The 20258-nt window shown below is 36.6% G+C and carries 25 protein-coding genes; 15 read left to right on the forward strand and 10 right to left on the reverse strand.

The window, feature by feature from the left end:
- Positions 1–20 precede the first annotated feature (20 nt).
- The 5 genes from BN999_RS07510 to BN999_RS07530 all read right to left on the reverse strand — a co-directional run bounded on the left by BN999_RS07510 (position 21) and on the right by BN999_RS07530 (position 3749).
- Positions 21–623: an alpha/beta hydrolase gene (locus BN999_RS07510; RefSeq protein ID WP_096270776.1), complete on the reverse strand. Its 603-nt coding sequence runs from the start codon at positions 621–623 to the stop codon at positions 21–23.
- A 39-nt stretch (positions 624–662) separates the two neighbouring features.
- Positions 663–1106, reverse strand: coding sequence for a MarR family winged helix-turn-helix transcriptional regulator (locus BN999_RS07515; RefSeq protein ID WP_096270777.1), 444 nt, complete (start codon positions 1104–1106; stop codon positions 663–665).
- Positions 1107–1263: 157 nt separating this feature from the next.
- The gene (locus BN999_RS07520) at positions 1264–2196 is read right to left on the reverse strand and encodes an aldo/keto reductase (protein WP_096270778.1); all 933 of its coding nucleotides are present in this window, start codon (positions 2194–2196) and stop codon (positions 1264–1266) included.
- A 78-nt stretch (positions 2197–2274) separates the two neighbouring features.
- Positions 2275–3030 carry an ABC transporter permease gene (locus BN999_RS07525; RefSeq protein WP_096270779.1) on the reverse strand — a complete coding sequence of 252 codons (756 nt, stop codon included), beginning with the start codon at positions 3028–3030 and terminating at the stop codon, positions 2275–2277.
- Positions 3027–3749, reverse strand: coding sequence for an ABC transporter ATP-binding protein (locus BN999_RS07530; protein WP_096270780.1), 723 nt, complete (start codon positions 3747–3749; stop codon positions 3027–3029). Before BN999_RS07530 ends, BN999_RS07525 begins: the two co-directional genes overlap by 4 nt.
- Before the next feature lie 327 nt (positions 3750–4076).
- Between BN999_RS07530 and BN999_RS07535 the strand changes: the two genes are divergently transcribed.
- The 4 genes from BN999_RS07535 to BN999_RS07550 are packed head-to-tail and all read left to right on the forward strand — an operon-like array spanning position 4077 to position 7945.
- A complete protein-coding gene (locus tag BN999_RS07535) occupies positions 4077–4625 on the forward strand; it encodes a hypothetical protein (RefSeq protein WP_096270781.1) in 549 nt (182 codons plus the stop codon).
- Between the two features lie 25 nt (positions 4626–4650).
- Positions 4651–5928 carry an ABC transporter permease gene (locus tag BN999_RS07540; protein ID WP_096270782.1) on the forward strand — a complete coding sequence of 426 codons (1278 nt, stop codon included), beginning with the start codon at positions 4651–4653 and terminating at the stop codon, positions 5926–5928.
- 17 nt (positions 5929–5945) lie between these two features.
- Positions 5946–6830, forward strand: coding sequence for an ABC transporter ATP-binding protein (locus tag BN999_RS07545; RefSeq protein WP_096270783.1), 885 nt, complete (start codon positions 5946–5948; stop codon positions 6828–6830).
- A complete protein-coding gene (locus BN999_RS07550; protein WP_096270784.1) occupies positions 6827–7945 on the forward strand; it encodes an ABC transporter permease in 1119 nt (372 codons plus the stop codon). Before BN999_RS07545 ends, BN999_RS07550 begins: the two co-directional genes overlap by 4 nt.
- Before the next feature lie 64 nt (positions 7946–8009).
- Here the strand turns inward: BN999_RS07550 and BN999_RS07555 are convergent, their stop codons facing one another.
- A complete protein-coding gene (locus BN999_RS07555) occupies positions 8010–8954 on the reverse strand; it encodes an ATP-grasp domain-containing protein (RefSeq protein ID WP_096270785.1) in 945 nt (314 codons plus the stop codon).
- Between the two features lie 106 nt (positions 8955–9060).
- Complete coding sequence (locus BN999_RS07560; protein ID WP_096270786.1) at positions 9061–9477, reverse strand: universal stress protein; 417 nt, start codon at positions 9475–9477, stop codon at positions 9061–9063.
- Between the two features lie 239 nt (positions 9478–9716).
- Here BN999_RS07560 and BN999_RS07565 point away from each other — a divergent pair, with 239 nt between their 5' ends.
- From BN999_RS07565 to BN999_RS07600, 8 genes are all read left to right on the forward strand, one after another.
- Positions 9717–11195: a SulP family inorganic anion transporter gene (locus tag BN999_RS07565; protein ID WP_096270787.1), complete on the forward strand. Its 1479-nt coding sequence runs from the start codon at positions 9717–9719 to the stop codon at positions 11193–11195.
- Positions 11196–11335: 140 nt separating this feature from the next.
- Complete coding sequence (locus BN999_RS07570) at positions 11336–11734, forward strand: VOC family protein (RefSeq protein ID WP_096270788.1); 399 nt, start codon at positions 11336–11338, stop codon at positions 11732–11734.
- 18 nt (positions 11735–11752) lie between these two features.
- Positions 11753–12601, forward strand: a complete 849-nt coding sequence (locus BN999_RS07575; protein ID WP_096270789.1) for a DUF2785 domain-containing protein — start codon at positions 11753–11755, stop codon at positions 12599–12601.
- Positions 12602–12612: 11 nt separating this feature from the next.
- Positions 12613–13173: a GNAT family N-acetyltransferase gene (locus tag BN999_RS07580; protein WP_096270790.1), complete on the forward strand. Its 561-nt coding sequence runs from the start codon at positions 12613–12615 to the stop codon at positions 13171–13173.
- A gap of 77 nt (positions 13174–13250) precedes the next feature.
- Positions 13251–13583, forward strand: coding sequence for a PadR family transcriptional regulator (locus tag BN999_RS07585; protein WP_096270791.1), 333 nt, complete (start codon positions 13251–13253; stop codon positions 13581–13583).
- Complete coding sequence (locus tag BN999_RS07590; protein WP_096270792.1) at positions 13580–14212, forward strand: HAAS signaling domain-containing protein; 633 nt, start codon at positions 13580–13582, stop codon at positions 14210–14212. The genes BN999_RS07585 and BN999_RS07590 overlap by 4 nt, the downstream gene beginning before the upstream one ends.
- A 102-nt stretch (positions 14213–14314) precedes the next feature.
- On the forward strand, positions 14315–15778 hold the full coding sequence (locus BN999_RS07595) for a DUF4153 domain-containing protein (RefSeq protein ID WP_096270793.1): 1464 nt from the start codon (positions 14315–14317) through the stop codon (positions 15776–15778).
- Between the two features lie 13 nt (positions 15779–15791).
- Positions 15792–16499 carry an isoprenyl transferase gene (locus BN999_RS07600; RefSeq protein WP_096270794.1) on the forward strand — a complete coding sequence of 236 codons (708 nt, stop codon included), beginning with the start codon at positions 15792–15794 and terminating at the stop codon, positions 16497–16499.
- A gap of 92 nt (positions 16500–16591) precedes the next feature.
- On the opposite strand, the gene BN999_RS07605 is transcribed toward BN999_RS07600, so the two are convergent.
- Positions 16592–16933 (reverse strand): YqzG/YhdC family protein, encoded by a 342-nt coding sequence (locus tag BN999_RS07605; protein WP_255247418.1) that lies wholly within the window; start codon positions 16931–16933, stop codon positions 16592–16594.
- Positions 16934–16977: 44 nt separating this feature from the next.
- On the opposite strand from BN999_RS07605, the gene BN999_RS07610 reads away from it, so the two are divergent.
- Together BN999_RS07610 and BN999_RS07615 are read left to right on the forward strand one after the other, a co-directional pair.
- The gene (locus BN999_RS07610; RefSeq protein ID WP_096270795.1) at positions 16978–17364 is read left to right on the forward strand and encodes a VOC family protein; all 387 of its coding nucleotides are present in this window, start codon (positions 16978–16980) and stop codon (positions 17362–17364) included.
- A gap of 161 nt (positions 17365–17525) precedes the next feature.
- Positions 17526–18098 (forward strand): biotin transporter BioY, encoded by a 573-nt coding sequence (locus BN999_RS07615; protein ID WP_096270796.1) that lies wholly within the window; start codon positions 17526–17528, stop codon positions 18096–18098.
- A gap of 68 nt (positions 18099–18166) precedes the next feature.
- Here BN999_RS07615 and BN999_RS07620 read toward each other — a convergent pair whose 3' ends face one another.
- Complete coding sequence (locus BN999_RS07620) at positions 18167–18667, reverse strand: GNAT family N-acetyltransferase (protein WP_096270797.1); 501 nt, start codon at positions 18665–18667, stop codon at positions 18167–18169.
- 11 nt (positions 18668–18678) lie between these two features.
- Positions 18679–19809: a conserved virulence factor C family protein gene (locus BN999_RS07625; RefSeq protein ID WP_096270798.1), complete on the reverse strand. Its 1131-nt coding sequence runs from the start codon at positions 19807–19809 to the stop codon at positions 18679–18681.
- On the opposite strand from BN999_RS07625, the gene BN999_RS07630 reads away from it, so the two are divergent.
- The gene (locus BN999_RS07630; RefSeq protein ID WP_096270799.1) at positions 19794–20243 is read left to right on the forward strand and encodes a hypothetical protein; all 450 of its coding nucleotides are present in this window, start codon (positions 19794–19796) and stop codon (positions 20241–20243) included. The genes BN999_RS07625 and BN999_RS07630 overlap by 16 nt on opposite strands.
- Positions 20244–20258 lie beyond the last annotated feature (15 nt).

Raw genomic sequence — 20258 nt, forward strand, 5'->3', positions numbered from 1 at the left:
TAACAGGGAGCATTTCGTACTTATAGCCCTTGATACCAAGCAGCAGCAGCTCTTACCTCACTAATGGTTAACTGATGACCTCTGTCTTCCCAATGTATCTTAACATTAGCACCAGCATTTTCCAGTAATTCTTTCAAGTCCTCAGATTCTTGAGCAGGACATATTGGATCGTTTGTTCCAGCTGAAATAAATGCGTGTGTACCGGTTAAATCTGGCAATTCAATTCCTCTTCTAGGCACCATTGGATGGTGAAGACTTGCCCCTCTTAATGCATCTTGGTAGTGGAACATTAAGCTAGCGGCGATGTTTGCTCCATTCGAATAACCTACTGCAACAATATTATTACGGTCAAACTCATATTTCACTGCAGCTTCATCTAAGAACTCATTTAATTCTTGTGTGCGGAAAATTAAATCCTCTTCATCGAAAACACCTTCCGCTAAGCGTTTAAAGTATCGTGGCATACCGTTTTCTAATACATTCCCTCGTACACTTAGAACGTTTGCTTCTTTATCTATGATTTCTGCTAGTGGAAGTAGGTCTTGTTCCGTCCCTCCTGTCCCATGTAACAATAATAATGTTGGTTTATCTGGATTGGTTCCTTGTTGAAAAATATGTCTCATTGTATCCGTCCTTTCTAATAGGGCATTTCTTCTAATAACTTACTTTCCATCTTTATCTTTAGATGCTTTTCTTCCCACTTGCTTTAATACGTTTACTACTGTCTGCTTGTCTTCCTCTGAGATCCCGTCAAATAATTCCTCAATAACACGTTGATGTGCAGGGAAGATTGTATTCATTAGCTTTTTCCCTTCGTCTGTAATTTGGATATACACGACACGTCTGTCATCCTTGCAATTACTTCTTTCTAATAACCCCTTTTTCTCCAATTTATCGATAACATAAGTTATGGAACCTGTGTTAATTAATACAGCTTCCGATACTTCTCTAACCGTAAGTCTACCTTTATGATATAGCGCTTCTAAAATTTCAAAATCAGATGTACGCATTCCGTGGTTACTTATGTCATCTTTGATTACCTCTTGGAGTGACTTCGAGGCCTTCATCAGAACGACGAATGCTTTTAGGGAAAGATTCTCGCTCATTTTTACACCTTCTTATAATTAATTTATTTATTATGAATTTAAATATCTTTAATTAAATATATATTAATAAATCTAGGACCATTTGTCAAATGACTACTACTAGCATGGACATTTACCACTATAATTAGCATTAAAAAAAGAGGGAGATTTCCCCCTCTTATGAAAATATCTTACTAATCTCATCGAATTCTACTTTATTTAATGGAACCTCTAGAGTTTTTAGATTACGGATTACTTGTTCAGGCTTCTTTGCTCCTGGGATAACTGTATCAATGGCATCATGGGCTAAATACCATGCTAATACAAGATTAGATACTTCTGTTTGTTTTTCGTTAGCAATGCTGCGTAACCTTTCTACTTTTGCAAGATTCTCCTCAAATGCTTCCCCTTGAAATTGTGGCATATTAGAACGGAAATCGTTAAACTGGGTATCCTTTGAATACTTTCCAGCAAGTAGACCGGAAGCAAATGGGAAGTATGGGACAAATGAAATATGGTTTTTTATAGTATAAGGGAAATAATCTTGTTCTGCCTGACGGTTTAACAGATTGTAATGACCCTGTAAGACATCCACATAGCCATCCTGGTTCGCTTCTTTTAGTTGCTCTGGTGAAAAGTTAGATACACCAATTGCTCGAATTTTCCCTGCATCTTTAAGTTCTTTTAAAGCACCCACTGCTTCATATTTCGGTGTGTTCTCATCCGGGTAATGTATATAGAATAGGTCAATATAGTCTGTTTGAAGTCTTTTTAGGCTCGCGTCAACAGTCTCACGAAGGTATTCTGGGGAGTTATCGATTAGTTTCTCACTATTAACAAATTTTTGGGTTCCTTTCGTAGCAATAATAAGGTCTTGGCGTTTCCTCATTTCCTTTACTACTTCACCAATAATTTCCTCGGAACGCCCCATCCCATATGTAAATGCCGTATCAATAAAATCTAATCCTTCATTGATCGCTGTTTTCAATAACTCTCTATTCACTTGCTCATCGATTCCTGGGTAAAGATTATGCCCACCAATTGCATTTGCTCCGAGACCGATTGGATTCACAACTAAATCTGTTTTACCTATGCGAACTTTCTTTGACAATTTCATGACCTCCTATATTTGTTACTTTCATTCTATTGGAAAAAGGGAATCTCTGTCTATTTTGAGACTCCCTTACCATTAACTTTTTAGTTTTAAAAACTGCATTCGATTATTAAATAAAGTAGGGTAGGATAAAAACCCTAACATAATACTGGTTACAACTGCTGTTGTTAATAGTATAAATAGGATTAAAAGTTGAAATTGCACTGCTTGGACCGGGTCAGCCCCAGCGATAATTTGTCCACTCATCATCCCTGGCAACTGTACTAGACCAATTGTCTTTTGACTTTCAATAGTTGGAATCGTACTTGCTTTAATCGATGTGATTAATTGTGTATGAATGGCTTGTTTTGGGGTGCCGCCCAAGGTTAGAATGAGTTCTGTTTCGTCTTGGCGACTTTCTACTTCTGCTGTAAAGCGATTTAAAAATAGAATACCAAGCACCATCGAATTCCCGATTACCATTCCACTAATTGGAATTATATACTGTGGTGTTGGTGGGACAATTTGGAACCCTAACAAGATGCTTTGCGTTAATACTTCGATAAAGACAAATGTCACAATAAGTTTCCAGGTAATTCCATGGATGGTTGCGCCTTTTTTCCTCGCGTTCTGGGTTGCCGCTCCTATCATGAGTAGAATCATAAGAACAATGAAAATAATATTATCCACTTCAAATACATATTGTAGGACATAACCAACTGCTAATAATTGAATAATGGATCGAATTGTTGCAATTAGGGTATCTTTTTCTAACCCCAGTTTTAATGTCCGAGATAGAATAAGCGGGATAAGAACGAAAATAAGTGTCAGTGATAGTGTGAGATAGCTCATTCTATTTCCCCCTTTACAAAATCTTGGACACGCTTGTCGTTTGGATTCATTAAAAGTGAACTGTCACCTGATTCAATTAGTTCTCCATTCATCATCACCCAAGTACAGTGACCGATTCTTAAAGCTTGGTCTAGATTATGGGTAATCCAAATCATCGTTGTCCCATATTTTTCATTAATTTTTTCTATCAGTTCCTCGATGTCATGTTGTGATACTCGGTCGAGTGATGAAGTAATTTCGTCTAATAATAATACTTTTGGTTTATTTACTAATGTCCGTGCTATAGAAAGCTTCTGTCTTTGCCCGCCGGAGAGATCCTTTGCGTTTCGCTCTAATATGTTATCTGCTAATCCGACGTCATGAAGTAACTCCTTTGCATCATCTAAGTCAATACTCTTACCTTGTAATGTTAGTGGGAGGTCTAGGTTTTCTAATACACTCCCTTTAACCATCGTTGCACTTTGTAGGGCAATGCCCACATTTCTACGTAACTCTACTGGATTATACTCTTCAATTGGTTTTCCTTTGATTAAGATTTCACCTGAATCAGGGGAACGTAACCCGTTACATAGTTTAAAAAGAGTGGACTTTCCTGCGCCCGAAGGACCAACTAGAGTTGTGATTTTACCTTCGGGGAAGGATCCTGTGATGTTTTTTAAAATATGTAGACCATCTGCGGAATAATTGACGTCGTGAAATTTAATGGCAGCTTGAATCAAGTAATCACTTCCTTATGTGAGTTCCTTTTTAATGTACCTATATAGTAGGAATATAATTCCTTACCATTTTATCACGTGGCCTAAATTAAAGGGTTATATTCAAACTTGGAAATATCAATATTCAAAATATTAAATTAGTGTTACAATTCTGTTAAAGTGAGTCGTTTATACTGGTCAAGTCCTTAAATTTCAGTGGGATGGAGAATTAGTACGTCAAGTTTATTTTGCTATTGGTATTAATGTTCGTTAATTAGCGCTGTTTATAGCGAATATGAAGTTGACATTTTAACTGAGTTTATATCCTTTATAAGTTAGGAGATTTTTGATGTGAAAAATTACTTTATTTATGCCCATATTTTATTAGTACTACTGTTAGTGGGATGTGCGGAGAATCCAGCATTGATAGGTTTAAAGGAAGAAGAAGTACCTCAGTCAACTAATACCAAGGAAGGTGAAACTGAAACCAAAGAAAATAACGCAGTAAGTAAACCGCCAAGTGTACAGGTACATAGCGGTGATAAATCAACATATGTTGCTCTTGATGTTTGGTGTTGGAAAGAAGAAAGCCTTTGTTCGTTGGAACCAAATCCGCTAGAGGAGCAGTTATATGGGATGCAACCGTTACTAGTGGAACCAGATGAGGTTATTAATATTTCGATATCTACCGATGAACCAGATGTTCCAGATCACATATTTTATCCTGATATCATTGATTTAACACAAGTTAGATTGGGTGAAGAGAAGGAAGTGGAAATCAACAATAGACAAATCCTAGCTCCTATGGAAACAGGGAGATATTATTATTCTTTGAAACTACAATGGGATGGGGAATTAGTGGGGCAGGCTTACTATGTGTTTAGTATCAGTGTACGGTAAATAGATAAAACGAGGGGGTGTAATTTTGTCCAAGTTAATCTTATTTGAGGTAAAGAAGATGTGGAATACTACATTTTTTCGGATACTTCTGGTGGCATTACTCATATTTTCTATAGCCTATTATGTGTTTATTTATATGAATACAACACGTGTTGAGGATGAGATAAAACCAATAAAGGAAGACATTCAACGAACGGAATTAACTATTGAGGAAAATAAATTGGCTTTAGAATCAGCAGAAGATACGGAAATAGAGGAAATAGAAGGAACATTAGAGTTTAATGAGAACTGGTTAGAGGAAAGGCAAATAGAATTAAGATTATTAGAAGAACATAATTGGGATGCCTTCCTGCAAAAAGAGATTGATCAGACCGAGCCAGATATTGGACGGATGCGATATGAAAACCAAACACATACATATAGTCATCCAACATTGTTTACGTTAGAAACGTATGTAGCAATGAGTAAGTGGATGCAAGAGAAAGATATTGTTCCTTTATTACCATGGGATAAGTATTATTCTTATGTGACTTTATACGATCGGGAGGTTAATAGTACTAGTGCAGCTGAGGCGGAAAAAATAATGAATTATATAAAAGAAAATAGCAATAAATATTCATCAGCCAGTATCCATTACTTATTCCGTCTGTTTGGTTTATTGTTCAGTTTTATTGGTGCAGTTTTCTTCCTTTTCTTGTTTGGCGACATTATTACGAAGGAAGGTCTTGGCAGAAATGGGCCTATTCATTTATTACGAACACAACCAATTAAACAATATCAAATATTGGCCAGTAAATATCTAACTGTCATTTTAACTAGTTTATTGCTACTTTTGTGTGCGGTTATCTTTTCATTAATAGTTGGAAGTATTTTTGATCGACTTGGTGATTGGGACTATCCAGTATTAATCTATGGTGAGGATAGGACGTTCACACTTATGGGGATGGGAGAGGTGCTAATTAAAGCGACATTCTTATTTATGTTAATTCTATTATTCTCTTACACGATTCTATTCCTATTTTCCATATTGACTAAACGTGTATTAGTGGCAATGGGACTTACCCTTGGGTTGTTATTTATTGGAATGAAAATGAGTGGGGGGTTAGTCACTTCCAGCATTGCACACTATATCCCTTTTCAATATTTCTCCGTTTTTGAAGTAGTAACAAATGAATTAGCATTAACCTTGGATAACTTTAATCTCACTTACACGAATGGAATAATTTCGTTAGGTATTGCTAGTCTTGTTTTGTTAGTTGTCACATACATTATATCTTTTGTTCAATCTAAAAAGGGTAATTAGGAAAGGGGAGTGGTGATGTGATTATAGAAGTAAGTAATTTAAAGAAACGATATAAAAAGCAAATGGTTCTTAAAGGTATCGATATACAAGTAGAGACACCACAAATTATCGCTTTGGTAGGTCCAAATGGTTCAGGGAAAACTACTTTATTGAACTGTATGACGAATCTACTTTCCTTTCAAGAAGGCAAAGTAAGGTTATTAGGTAAAAAACATACTGATGCTTCCCTTTTCTATAAAGTATCCTATTTACAGGATAACCGTATCCTCTATGGAAATCTAACAGGCTATGATCATTTAAAATTTGTTTGTAGTGTACAAAAAATACCATTTTCAAAGATTAAAGAGGTAGCGGAGCGCGTTGGAATGGAAAAGTATATGAAAAAGCGCGTTCGTAATTATTCTCTCGGTATGAAGCAGCATCTGTTGCTTGCCATGGTTATTATCAATGAACCAAAGCTTTTATTAATGGATGAGCCATTAAATGGACTAGATCCAACGAGTGCGATTAATATGCGTAATATTTTATTAGAGTTATACCAGGAAGGAACTACGATTATTGTTTCCTCCCATAATCTAGATGAAATTGATCGCTTGACGAATACGATTTACTTTATGAAAGATGGGGCACTGCTAAAGGAATCCCTACAAGATATTTCCGCGAAAAAGTACCTAATTACTATAAATGATATCGGGAAAGCTCAAAAGGTTCTAAACGATAAAAGTATACCATTCTCTGTAACGGACGAATACCAAGTGGGATTTGAAGAAACCGACATTGACTTACAGAGCTTTATTGATTCATTGAATGAAAATGATATCACGATTACAGATATTGAAGTACAAAAAGTAGGTGCTGAAAAACGATATCGTGAACTGTTTGAAGAGGAGTTATCCCCATGAGATTGTTGTCATTTGAGTTGAATAAGATTTTGTTTAGTAAAAAATTCTTATATATCTTAATTGGTATTGTTATTGGTGTAGCTTTTCTTATGGGCCGTAATATAATATTTGAATCGTCTATTGAAAAAGAGGCTAGAGAACAGGTAGATGATTTGTTGGAGATTAATTTTGCCAATTCAAAGATACACCAAGCTGTTCTTGACGATGATCCAGAGAATGAAGAGGAAAAGGAACTCAGGCGTTTAAATAGCGCTATGATTAATAATTTGTATGAAACAAGGAATTTACTAGAACCTAACCAATTTCAAGAAAGACTAAGACTACAAAATGAGTACTATGCGACTGCAGAAGAGTATAAAGAAAAAGGTGGGGAACACTCGTTAACGTTTCAGGAGATCTCTTATTCCTTAGCATTAAATGAAAAACTGCTCGAATTGAATATCCCACCTGAACATGAAACCTATAGTAGGGCATTGCCGAATTTTATCAAACAAGTGGTAGATCTTTTCCTTAGTTTGGGCGCAATTCTTATTATAATTTTATTAGTGGGAGAAATTATGTCATCGGAGTTTGAGAATCGTTCGATTAACCTATTGTTTACCCAACCATTGAAACGAACGCATATTATTACGAGTAAATTCTTAAGTTCCATTATTCTTTATCTCATAACAACTATATTTCTGTTAGCTACAACTTCAGTGATTGGGTATATCTTTGGATATCAAGGCTTTTTTAACTATCCGATTGTAATCGAAGTCAATAACGCATTTCAATTCATAACCATTGCGGAGTATATGCAATTAGGAATTATTTTGGTTTCGTTGAGTATATTCATGATAATTTCTCTATGTATATTGTTTAGTTTGCTTTTCAAGCATACATTAGCAACACTCTTTACTGTCCTAGGATTATTAGCTGTAGGTTATGGGATGACCGCAATTGTCTCATGGAGTCCGCTAACTTGGTTTAATCCGTTTCAGTATTTACTGCCACTAGAGGCAATTCTGTTTCAAAATGGAAGAGAATGGTGGCAAGGAATTCCTGTCACTCTTTTGTTAACGATTATGCTTTATGTGGTAGCTAGACAGAGGGTTAAGACAAGTAAGGTAGATTGAGTTTCTATTGGAACAGTAATAACAGAGCCTGATGGTAAACCCCAATCAGGCTCTGTTCATTATATTACCTCAGTGGCACATTCAGCCTACTACCAAGAAATTTAGCCAGCTCCAGCATCCCATAAATTCCTGCCTTTGCTTCTGCATCGGAATTATAATTCGTATTCGTGTTCACATCATAAGTGAAAATCTCACCGTCCTGATTCTGAATAAATTCAATTCCGGCAATATCAATCTTATTAACCTGAAGAAATCGTTCATATTTCTCTATTATTGGATCATTAAATCCCTCGATGATTTCAAATTTAGGCTTTTCATCAACTTCCTCACCAATTGGACAAAACATATCTTCAATCGTACAAGCATCTGCAGGACAAAGTTCAAACCCTTCTGAAGTATCTACACGAACAGCGTATACGAACTTCCCACCGACAAATTCACAGCGAGTGATATAAGGCTCCGGTGCTTGAATATATTCTTGAATTAAAGTGATACCGTCAACAGAAGGTTCAAAGGTTGGACCATTTACATAACTCTCTAATGCTTCTATGGAATGGAATAGCTGAACACCCAAACCTTTACCAGCCCGATTATGTTTTGTAATAAAAGAAGGTAAATTCAACCTTCTAGCAGCTTTTATAATCTCTTCCTTGCCGACTGCTGCAATCGTTTTAGGTGTGCGAATTTGTGCCGCATGTAGAGCTGTATATTGATTTACTTTACTGACTTCAAGCCTTAATGCACGACTTCCATTATAGACTTTTCTACCATGCAGTTCTAACCATGCTAATACCGCCTCTGTTAATTCTGGGGCAAAACGATGGTCTCTAGTATGCGACGAGGCACTTATTCGATTATAAAAAACTCCTTCAGGCGGAACAGTGGATAAGTCTACAGTACCTTTATCCAAAAACCATTCCTCATAGGGTAAATCTAGTTCATTTAATCGTTTTGTAAGATGATCTGTCCACTCACTATTCTCGTGGATTATATATATTTTTTCAGACATGAAATTTCACCTCATTTATTCTGTTGTTTTTTAATCATACCAAACAACTTGGATTTAAGATATGCAAGCAGAAATAAAAAACTCCCAATCATGGGAGTTAATTAGTTTACTTAACAATTAGTACAGGACTAACAGCTCGTTTAGCTACCTTATGACTAACACTACCTAACATCATTTCTTGAAATTTATTTAGTCCACGACTTCCAAGAACAATCAGGTCATAATCATGTTTATTTGCATGTTCGACAATGGTAGGGCCAGGATCACCATTAAGGAAAATGACTTCAAATTCAATTCCAGATTTTTTCGCTTTTTGAATGATAAAGGCAAGTTTTTCTTTTCTTGCATCTTCCGCATCTTTTCCCCAGTTACTTAAGACATCATCTTTCGAGTGCTTTGGATCCACAATATATATAATATCTACTTTTGCTTTGGTACTTAGCTTAGCCAATTCGAATGCTTTTTCACCTGCACGTAAGGAATGTTCTGATCCATCAGCTGCATAAAGAATTTTTTTGAACATGGGACTCCTCCTCTACCAATCTAGTAATACCTAACCATTATTTACTAAAATTATTTCTCATTATAGCATATGTGGGTCTAAAATTTAGAGAATTAAAGAAAAAACAAGGAAACGACAAATGTTTACGTTTTCTTTCGTGTTTCACAAAACTATCATATCCCGTTATAATACATTTGTTTGCTACGGTCCCGACTTTCGTGAGAGTCGAAAGTCATCTAAAACTAAAAAGAGGTGGGTAAATGAATTTAGCAACATTAAAAAATGAATGGTTTGGAAATATCAGAGGAGATATTTTAGCTGGTATCGTTGTAGCGATTGCTTTAATCCCAGAGGCAATTGCGTTCTCTGTTATTGCTGGTGTAGATCCGATGATTGGATTGTACGCATCATTCGCAATTGCAGTAACCATTGCCTTTGTTGGTGGACGTCCGGGTATGATTTCTGCTGCAACAGGTGCTACGGCTTTATTAATGGTTACGTTGGTTGCGGAGCATGGATTGCAATATCTATTAGCAGCTACAATTCTTACTGGTATTATCCAAATTGTAATGGGTGTATTAAAACTTGGCCGACTTATGAAATTTGTTCCTCGCTCGGTAATGATTGGCTTTGTTAATGCACTTGCAATTATGATTTTTATGGCACAGCTTGAGCATTTTTCGGGAGCGAATTGGGAAATGTATGCGATGCTTGCGGGAGCACTAGCAATCATCTATATTTTACCAAGATTTGTTAAAGTGATTCCGGCTCCTTTAGTTGCTATAGTTGTAATCACAGCGATAGCAATCTTTACTGGAAGTGGTGTTAAAACAGTAGGAGATATGGGAGAGTTAACCCAATCGTTACCAATCTTCTTATTCCCAGATATTCCACTTAACTTTGAAACCTTACAAATTATCTTCCCGTATGCATTATCTATCGCTATCGTTGGGTTAGTAGAATCGCTACTAACAGCATCGATTGTAGATGATATTACCGATACGAAAAGTGATAAGAATAAAGAAGCAAGAGGGCAAGGTATCGCAAATATTGTTTCCGGTTTATTTGGTGGTATGGCAGGTTGTGCGATGATTGGTCAGTCTGTTATTAATGTGAAATCCGGAGGGCGTGGCAGGTTATCTGCTTTTGTTGCCGGTGCATTTTTAATGATGCTAATCTTAGTATTTAATGGACTGTTAGTTCAAATTCCAATGGCAGTATTAGTAGGTATTATGTTCATGGTATCCATTAGTACTTTTGATTGGTCTTCTATTAAAAATATGCGTAAAACACCAGTTACCGATACCATTGTTATGGTGGCTACTGTTGTCACGGTATTATTTACACATGATTTATCGAAAGGTGTTTTGGTTGGTATTATCTTAAGTGCAATCTTCTTTGCTGCTAAGATTTCTAAAGTAAAAATTACTACACTAGCTACTAACGATGCAAAGGTGAAAATTTACCGAGTTTCAGGACAGCTATTTTTTGCATCTGTTACGGAGTTTGTAGATAGCTTTAACTATAAAGAAAATGTAGAAGTAATAAGATTAGATTTAGCTAATGCCCATATTTGGGATGATTCTGGTGTAGGAGCAATCGATAAGATTGTACAGAAATATCATCAAAATGGAATTAAAGTAGAAGTTGTTGGCTTAAATGACGAGAGTAATAAATTAGTTGATAAGCTTGCAAATTATAATAAACCTGGTGGGCTGGAGAATGTTGCTGGTCATTAGGTGGGAAGAGAGTTGACTTCGGTTGGCTCTCTTTTTTTGTTGATCATGAATTAGTTTCGATTCGCTTTTCCATGAAATAAAAAGGGTTTTCGGATTAAGATATAGAATAATATAGGATTAAAGTAAAACTGGAGGAAACGATTGTGAGAGGAATCATACATCATATCGAAATATATGTTTCTGACTTAGATAAGACAATTGAATTTTGGGGGTGGCTCCTAGAGGAATTGGGCTATGAACAATTTCAAACATGGAAACAAGGGAGAAGTTGGAAGCTTGCAGACTCCTATATAGTCTTTGTACAAGCAGAAGAACGCTTCTTGGATGTTCCCTACCACAGGAAAAGAGTTGGATTGAATCATCTTGCCTTTTATGCTGACTCTAGAAAGCATGTTGATGAGGTCACCAACCAATTAAAGGAGAAGGGTGTTACGATTCTATATGAGAATAAACATCCATATGCTGGTGGTGAGGGGTATTATGCGGTTTTCTTTGAGGACCCTGATCGAATAAAAGTTGAAATAGTGGCACCAAAATAATAAAAACAGGTGATAAAGATGAATGCAAATGAGTTAAAAACGATACTAAAAATGTTTAAGGATACTAATTTTCAACATCCTGGAAATGTTGATATCTACACTCTAACGAATGCGATGCTTGAACAGATTGGAAATACCGATTCGGAGTTAAGAGATTCATTAATCTACCCGAGTCTATCCAATCTTATTATTAATGGATACTATCCTCGTCCGGAGTTAAATAGAATATTAAACATTTGCTTAGATGACGACCATCTCTTTTATAAAATAGATCAAAAGAGAGAAGAGGATGCAGTATTCAAGAGGGCTTTCTCCTCTTTAATCATCGCAGTCTTACTATTTGTAAACGTCAAAAACTCCTTTATAGCAGATGAAGAGATGGATGAGGTTGCTACGAAAATAATGGATTATGTGAAGCGGGAAGAAGATGTTCGCGGGTATGTAGAAGGGAAAGGATGGGCGCATAGTATAGCTCATATTGCTGATACACTAGATGAGCTCGTCAAACAACCTCAACTAAAAGAAGAGAGATTTAGAGAAATTGCCCTACTTATAATTGAAAAAATGAGTTTTGACCAAGATTACTTCCTGTTTGAAGAGGATGAACGAATGGTTATTCCGATGATATCCTTATTGCAAAGAGGTTTAGATGACACATTCTTATATGAGGAAATTGACAAACTTACAAACGAATTACAACAAAGTTTTGTTAAAGATGGAGTGAAGCCTTTCATACAACGAACCAATGTTAAGCAATTCCTAAGAAGTCTTTTCCTACATTTAGAGGTAATAAATAAACAGGAAGAATTACGAGAGCATGTAAAAAAGGCACTAATATCTATTAATCAACCCTATTACAATCTTTGAGGAGGAACAGCATGAATCCGATTTTGATTGATTTTCCAAATGAATTTGAGACAGAAAGGCTACTGATTCGTATGCCTAAACCTGGTGATGGAAAGGCGGTATATAATTCAAAAAAGGCATCATTAAATGAATTAAAACCGTGGATGCCATGGGCACATCGAGATGAAAGTGAAGAAGATGCAGAGATCAATATTCGCGAGGCCCACGTGAAGTTTTTAACTAGAGAAGATTTAAGACTACTAGTTTTTGACAAGGAAACAGGTGTATTAATCGCAAACTCTGGGTTGCATCGTATTGATTGGGGGATAAGAAAATTTGAGATTGGCTATTGGATTGATTCTCGTTATAGCGGGAAAGGGTATATGACAGAGGCTGTAGAAGGAATAGCGAACTTTGCCTTCAATCAATTGCAAGCAAATCGTGTAGAAATTCGAGTGTGTACAAAGAATATACGGAGTCGTGCTATTGCAGAACGTCTAGGGTTTCAGCTAGAGGGGATATTACGCAAGGATAGTTATGATGCTTATGGGGAAGAGCTTCGAGATACTTGTGTATACTCAAAGGTAAAATAATCTTTTAAATTAGGCTTTACATATACCTCGAATTTCTATATAGTATAGTTACCTAATAATTCTAGGTAGGTGAGAAAATGTTTGACCGTGAATTAGTAAAGGGAAGTACATCACTACTTGTCCTACAACTTTTAAATGAACGTGATATGTATGGCTATGAGCTAGTAAAGGAGATGGATCATCGCAGTGACCATAACTTTCAAATGAAAGAAGGGACATTGTATCCAGCGCTTCACAAGCTTGAAAAGCAGGAGTACATTGAATGCTATTGGCAAAATCAAGAAAAAGGTCCGGCGCGTAAATATTACCGAATTACTTCTGAAGGTAAAGAAATGCTTGAAGCAAAAACAAGTGAATGGCATCGTTATGTTCAGGTGATGAACAACCTAATTGGGAGAAGTGAATCGTGAGTGCAGGGGAAGAACAGTTCTTCCAAGAGCTTAATCAAGTTCTTGGAAAACACCCTGAAAAGGAGCAGATTATCGCAGAGTACCGGTCTCATGTATATGAATTTCTCCAGGAGGAAAAGTTTACAGAGCCTGGTGTCTATGAAGCAATAACGATGCGTCTAGGAACTCCAGAAGAAATTGCCGAGATTTGGATGGAAGAAGCCAAAGTAACACCGAAAAAAATGCAAATATTATTTGTTCTACTAAACATATTGATTTTTCTTGGTGGAATCACGCTAACGATTGCCTATAATGTGTACCAATTTGAATGGATTGAAGTATTATGGAAGAGGCTTACCGCAGTTCCTTCCATTATCATAATGGTTTATATGGTGTTTTGGGGATTACTTGGCTATGAAATAGGGAAAGAATTTGGGAGTGGCGGTTTAAAAATTCTTCGAAGAACATTTACATACGCCGTTATACCAAATCTTGTTTTAATGTATTTAATTGTCTTTAAACTCATTCCACACGAATGGTTTCAGCCACTTTTAAATGGCCCGTTTATTCTGGCCTGTATCTTATTAACAATTGTATTATATCCGATAAGTTGGATTGGATATCGTTGGGGAAGGAAAGCATCTGTGTAGAATGGTCACCTTGCCCTCGGTATCACTGAAAATCCACAATTCTTTTGCTTGTATACATAGAATTACTATGTATGTAGAATAACTATATAGGTGGTGAAAAGGGTGAAAGATAGAAAGAAAAGTTTGTTGTTTTTACTAATATGTCTAGGGCTCGGCGTAATTGCAGAGTTAAGCTTCTTCCATGGGATGATAGGTGTTTCCTATCCTGTATTTATTGCAGCATTCTATTCTGTGCTTTATTACCGATTTGGTTTTAAGTTCAATCACCGTCGAATAGGCTTACTGTTAATGGTTGTGATTTGGATTTTATCAGCATCTTATTTATTCTTTGATAATGAATTTTTCTATATGTTGAATATCATAGTAATACCAGTACTAGTGTTTATCCATATTGTGTTAATCACAGCACCAAACCATATAGACTGGATCTCACTTCCATTTTTTCATCGAGTGTTACAGAAGTTTTCGCAAACATTCGGTTATGGGAAACGTCTGGTAAAAGTCTTCTTTAAACGAGTATTGTTTAAACAAATGAAAAATGAGACTGCACAGACTATTAAGCGAATTGTTATTGGATTACTAATCGGTGGCCCGTTATTATTTTTCATTACATTTTTATTAATGTTGGCTGATGTGAACTTTGGTAATGTGGTCATGAAAATTCCAGAGTTTCTTCTAAAATTGAATTTCTTAGAAGGTGTATTCCGAGTAATAGCTGTTCTTCTGTTAACTTTACTGTTCTTTGGCGCGTTCCAAGTACTGTATAAACGATATGTGCCACCAATTGTCAGACCAACATTGGATAAAAAGGAAACAAGATGGGATGGCATTACACTTGCGACAATCTTAGTTTTATTAAACTGTATTTATCTAGTATTTGTTGCGGTTCAATTTAAATATTTCTTTGGAGATGCACTTCAAGAGAATTTAACTTATGCAGAATACGCAAGAAAAGGTTTCTTTGAACTGCTATTAGTAACGCTGATTAACTGGTCCATATTATTAGGATGCTTAAAGTTTGTTAAATCAACTAAGAAAGCAATGGGTTACTTTTTAAAGATGCTATATTCCTTGTTAATTGTTGTTAGTAGCATCATGCTAACATCTGCTTACTTACGATTAAGCCTATATGAAGCGGCTTATGGGTTTACGCTGGATCGGATTTTAGCACATACATTCATGTTATTCTTAATTGTAATTTTCGCCTATACGCTTATACGTGTATGGCTTGAGAGAATTTCATTACTGCATTTTTATTTGATTGCTGGTTTGATTTTTTACACAGGATTGAATGCAATGAATTTAGAGGAAATAATCGTTGAGAATAATCTAGAACGATATGAAGAAACAGGGAAGATTGATATTTATTACTTAAATTATTTGTCTTATACCGGGATTGATGGATTGATCACCTTATATGAAGAAGATCCAGATTATCCTGAGTTGAAAGAGATTCTTCAAAGCAGAAAAGAAATGATAGCGAATCTGGAACTAGATAGTTGGCAGTCATTTAATTTTAAAAAACAGCAGGTTGTGGAAAGACTTCAAGAATTAGAATTAAATTAAAAGGAGGAGTTCGATGAATACAATCCCGACACATGTTGCGCTTATTATGGATGGAAATGGTCGTTGGGGAAAAAAGAGAGGGCTCACTCGGAGTGAAGGACATTATGCTGGTACGAAGGCGATGGAAGAGATTATCGATGCCAGTACGGAACAGGGAGTCAAAATTCTTACTTTATATGCTTTCTCCACAGAGAACTGGAAGCGGCCAAAAGATGAAGTGAATTATCTAATGAGTCTACCGATTAAATTCTTTAATCAAAAGCTTCCTGAATTTATGAGGAGAAATATTAAAATTCTTATTTCTGGTGATATAGAAGGATTGCCTAAGAAAACAAAGAAAGCCGTAGAAAAGGCAATGGAGAAGACGCGAAATAATACGGGATTAATCGTAAATTTTGCCTTGAATTATAGTAGTAGAAGTGAAATTCTACAGGCAATCTATCGTATCCTTATAGACGCAAAGAAAAATGAAATTTCAATGGATGATTTAAACGAAGAAACGTTTGAAAAGTACCTGTATACTAGAGGGCTACCAGATCCAGATATTGTGATTAGGACTGGTGGAGAAAAACGGGTGAGTAACTTCTTAATGTGGCAATCTTCAGAGTCAAGGCTATGTTTTGTCGATGAGTTATTCCCGGACTTTTCAAAGGAATTATATATAAAAGCTATTAAAGATCAGGCAGATGATGCAATAACTTGGGAAGAGTGTGCAGGTTAATGTATGATGGCTATCTTAAATATTATAGGTTAATAGTAAATGGCCCACTAATTGGAAGTGGGCCATTTCTGTTCTGTTGTAGTAATATCCAGCTAACTAGACACTTCTCGATATTGTATATCCACGATTTCTTCTGTGTTATTATTAAATGTGATATCAATAAATACACCAAATTCTTTATTGGGTGCTTCCAGCCATAATTTAAATGTTTCAGTAGAAGTTTCAATTTCTTTTTTTCGACCAACATGTAAGTAATCAACAATATTCGCATCAGGATATTTTTCTTTTACTTTCTGCATGGCTAGTCGGCCCCATTTTGCATATGGTGGCACTTCCTTTTGGGCTGATACACTATCTATTGGTTGATAACTGGTAAACACCCCAAAGAATAAAAGAGAGCAACAGACAAATTTAACAATTGAATTATTCATCATAGATAGATCCTCGCTTAATACATTTTTAGAATGGAGTGAGTTAGATGGTGTTTGAAATGACAATCCAAATTCGTGTAACTAATTTTGAAAAAGGTATACAGTGGTATCAATTATTATTAGACAAAGAGCCTGACTTTATACCACACGCGGGCTTTGCTGAGTGGGAGCTTGTCCCGGGGAGTTGGCTACAGTTAGCTGAGGGGACTCCGGCAGAAGGAAGTGGTCCTCTTCGATTAGGTGTGAAGAACATAGAAGTGATTAAAGACAGATTAATGAATACACTAGGGGTAGAGGATTTTGAAGTCTTCTCCAGAGCAGAAGTACCTGTAAAGTGGTGTACATTTTCAGATCCCTGGGGAAATGCGATTGGTTTGTTTGAGTATTTGGATAAAGAGGAAGAGGCTAACCGGATTCGGTCGCTTCGGAAATAGGTTCATATGTACATAAAGTTCATCACTACAATTTATCATTCTTGTTCAAAGTAATAGGCTATCCGCCCCTAATGTTAACCATTTATTTTTTGGGTTGACATTAGGGGTTTGTCGTAATATAATTTTGACAGGTTATAGGTAGTTTAGAAGGAGTTGTACATATGAATCAACAGAGTAAAAGACTAAGAGTTATGATGAATGTAGCTATCTTTGCGGCTGTAACAGGGATTCTGGCACAAGTAGAAATACCGTTACCACTTATTCCAATTAGTGGACAAACACTGGCTGTTGGAATAGCTGCAGTTGTCCTTGGCAGTCGCCAAGGTGCGTTGGCAATGATTTGTTATGCACTAATTGGTGCTGTCGGTGTGCCTGTATTTGCGGGATTTAGTGGGGGCTTACAAGTAATCGTTGGGCCTTCTGGGGGCTATATTTTTGGATTTATTGCTACTGCTTTTATCACTGGTTTTATTCTTGAAAAAACAAAATTCACCATTCCAATGGCATTTATAGCAAATATTATTGGTATGTTTGTGACACTTACATTTGGTACAATCCAATTAAAGTTTGTACTAGATTTGGATTGGAATGCTGCACTTGTGGCAGGGGTTTATCCATTCCTTGTTGTTGGTTTTATTAAAGCCTTCTTAGCAAGTTGGATTGGGATAACGGTCAGGAATAGACTTATTCAAGCAAATCTACTTAAGGTAAGTCCTCAAAAAGGTATTGCTTAGAAAGATAGGAGTAAGGCATAGAGTTTGCCTTACTCCTATTATTGTTGATTTTTCAATAGAAAAATCTATTAGTTTACTATTTTAGACATATAGTATTCATCCACGTATTCTCCATTTATGAATAATGAATCTCTTTTCGTTCCTTCTATTTCAAATCCCATTTTTCTATAAAGGGCTAGCCCAGCCTCGTTTTTGGAGGCTACGGTTAATTCAATTCGATGTATATGATGATGAGTTGCCCACTGATCTAGCTCATGGAATAGCAAGGACCCCACACCTTTTCCCCTATAATCTACATGAATTCCTATTACAAGGTATATAGTGTGTCTCGTTTTCTTAGGCTTTCCGCCAATGGCAAACAGATAACCAATTAAATGATCATCTTGTTCAGCCACTAGAATAGTAGAATTATCTTCACTCTGAATCTTTTCAATCATCTTTTGTTGGTTCTCTGCTTGAATTTTTCTTTCCCCTGGTTCCCAGAGCATATATGGTGAGGTGTTTTCTACTTCCTGAATGAGTAAAGCCAGTTTATCCGCATCCGAAGGCTTAGCTTCTCTTACTTTCATTTCATTTCCCCCTAATTATCTTTATTTATTAGTTGTGACATCTGATGCCAAATGGAACCTTTACCTTCTTCACCGCCCTGGATACGTGCTAAAGCCATTTTAGCCTGCATTCGAACTTCAAATTCAGGATCATCCAGTGCTTCTTGAAGTGCTGGAATAGCAGATTCATCACCGATTTCATAGAGGAACATTGCGGCACGCCAACGTACAAGCCTGCTTTTATCTTTCAAAGTTTCTATCATTTCAGGTATTGCTTCAGTAAAACTTAAGTCTGATAAGCAATCTCCAGCTGTTCTTCTTACGTTTACTGCTTTATCTTTCAATGCTTTATATAAGTATGGTAGTACCTTTTTATCGTCTAACATTCCAAGATATGCGGTTGCTAGTCTACGAATTGATGCCTTTTCATCTTCTAAAGCTTTATCTAAGACAGGTAAGTCATCTAGAGTGGGGTCCATTTTATCTAGTGCTGCATATCGTTCTCTCCAGTCAGGGTGATCAAGCATTTCCAATGTTACTTTAATCCAGCGTGATGGAGCAGCTTTATTATCCAATGCATATTGGATTAATTCTTTCAAACGCTCATCATCATACGTAGCAGAGAGTTCTTCCACCACCTCTTTGCCGATTTCTTCTACATCACCATAACGTGGACTTTGCTCTACCCATTTGCGTTCTGCAAGCATATTGTCCGATGCAATTGATGCCTCAATGGCCGCATTCATAAAGCGATCTGGGAGGCCATATCGGTGCTCCTTATCTCCTTCTTCCAGCTTAACTTGAGTTGGTATGTAACGAAACATTTGAACGAACACTTTTATCTCTCCAAAATGGTCATCCGGTGATGACACCACTGAAGTTTCAGTGTCTTGATCTCCATCAACCGAACCTAGTGTGCGCTGAACGTCTGGTAAAATATCTTCCCATGGAGTCCGTGCATCACGTTCCAATGCAATAAAATCAATCACACGATAGATTCCTTTTACCCCACTGATAGAAAAAAGATCTCGTATATAGGGAGGTGCACTGGACAAATCATCATTAGCTTTGTAGTTTTCTGTCTTTCCATCTGGCATTGTTTCATCTACATTTATTTTCATGGAATATGGGCTTGGTGTCGGTTCAATTGATACTATTTTCATATGAATCTCCCTTTCATATTTTGCTTGTTAGGTTAATTCTAACAAAGGGGAGGAGGGCATTCCATCTATTAAGCTGTTTTTGGTTAAAGGGATGTTGCCTGAGGGGGAGATTAGAAGTCGAGGTGTATGCTCCCTTGAGTAGATATCATGAGCCCGAGAGCCTGGATGATGTGCCCTTGAGTAGATATCATGAGCCTGAGAGCCTGGATGATGTGCCCTTGAGTAGATATCATGAGCCCGAGAGCCTGGATGATGTGCCCTTGAGTGGAGCGCATGAGCCCGAGAACCTGGAGGATGCACCCAAGAGTAGAAAGTATCAGCCTAATGGTCAGGAGTATGCTCCATTAAGTAGAGAATATGAACCCCAAAACCAGAACCATCTCCCCGTTAACCAGACAGATTCTCCTCATCCCGAAAGGATACAAATAAAATAACCTGAAGGGATTATC

It is taken from the genome of Paucisalibacillus globulus, assembly GCF_900184735.1.
Taxonomy (GTDB): Bacteria; Bacillota; Bacilli; order Bacillales; family Amphibacillaceae; genus Ornithinibacillus; species Ornithinibacillus globulus_B.

Bases quoted from the DNA above. Each gene is read 5' to 3' on its own strand.
- BN999_RS07525 (WP_096270779.1), bottom strand. From the start codon at position 3,030: ATGAGCTATCTCACACTATCACTGACACTTATTTTCGTTCTTATCCCG.
- BN999_RS07620 (WP_096270797.1), bottom strand. From the start codon at position 18,667: ATGAAAGTAAGAGAAGCTAAGCCTTCGGATGCGGATAAACTGGCTTTA.
- BN999_RS07580 (WP_096270790.1), top strand. From the start codon at position 12,613: ATGAATCCGATTTTGATTGATTTTCCAAATGAATTTGAGACAGAAAGG.
- BN999_RS07565 (WP_096270787.1), top strand. From the start codon at position 9,717: ATGAATTTAGCAACATTAAAAAATGAATGGTTTGGAAATATCAGAGGA.
- BN999_RS07585 (WP_096270791.1), top strand. From the start codon at position 13,251: ATGTTTGACCGTGAATTAGTAAAGGGAAGTACATCACTACTTGTCCTA.
- BN999_RS07515 (WP_096270777.1), bottom strand. From the start codon at position 1,106: ATGAGCGAGAATCTTTCCCTAAAAGCATTCGTCGTTCTGATGAAGGCC.
- BN999_RS07615 (WP_096270796.1), top strand. From the start codon at position 17,526: ATGAATCAACAGAGTAAAAGACTAAGAGTTATGATGAATGTAGCTATC.
- BN999_RS07600 (WP_096270794.1), top strand. From the start codon at position 15,792: ATGAATACAATCCCGACACATGTTGCGCTTATTATGGATGGAAATGGT.
- BN999_RS07605 (WP_255247418.1), bottom strand. From the start codon at position 16,933: ATGATGAATAATTCAATTGTTAAATTTGTCTGTTGCTCTCTTTTATTC.
- BN999_RS07550 (WP_096270784.1), top strand. From the start codon at position 6,827: ATGAGATTGTTGTCATTTGAGTTGAATAAGATTTTGTTTAGTAAAAAA.
- BN999_RS07625 (WP_096270798.1), bottom strand. From the start codon at position 19,809: ATGAAAATAGTATCAATTGAACCGACACCAAGCCCATATTCCATGAAA.
- BN999_RS07610 (WP_096270795.1), top strand. From the start codon at position 16,978: ATGGTGTTTGAAATGACAATCCAAATTCGTGTAACTAATTTTGAAAAA.
- BN999_RS07510 (WP_096270776.1), bottom strand. From the start codon at position 623: ATGAGACATATTTTTCAACAAGGAACCAATCCAGATAAACCAACATTA.
- BN999_RS07575 (WP_096270789.1), top strand. From the start codon at position 11,753: ATGAATGCAAATGAGTTAAAAACGATACTAAAAATGTTTAAGGATACT.
- BN999_RS07560 (WP_096270786.1), bottom strand. From the start codon at position 9,477: ATGTTCAAAAAAATTCTTTATGCAGCTGATGGATCAGAACATTCCTTA.
- BN999_RS07555 (WP_096270785.1), bottom strand. From the start codon at position 8,954: ATGTCTGAAAAAATATATATAATCCACGAGAATAGTGAGTGGACAGAT.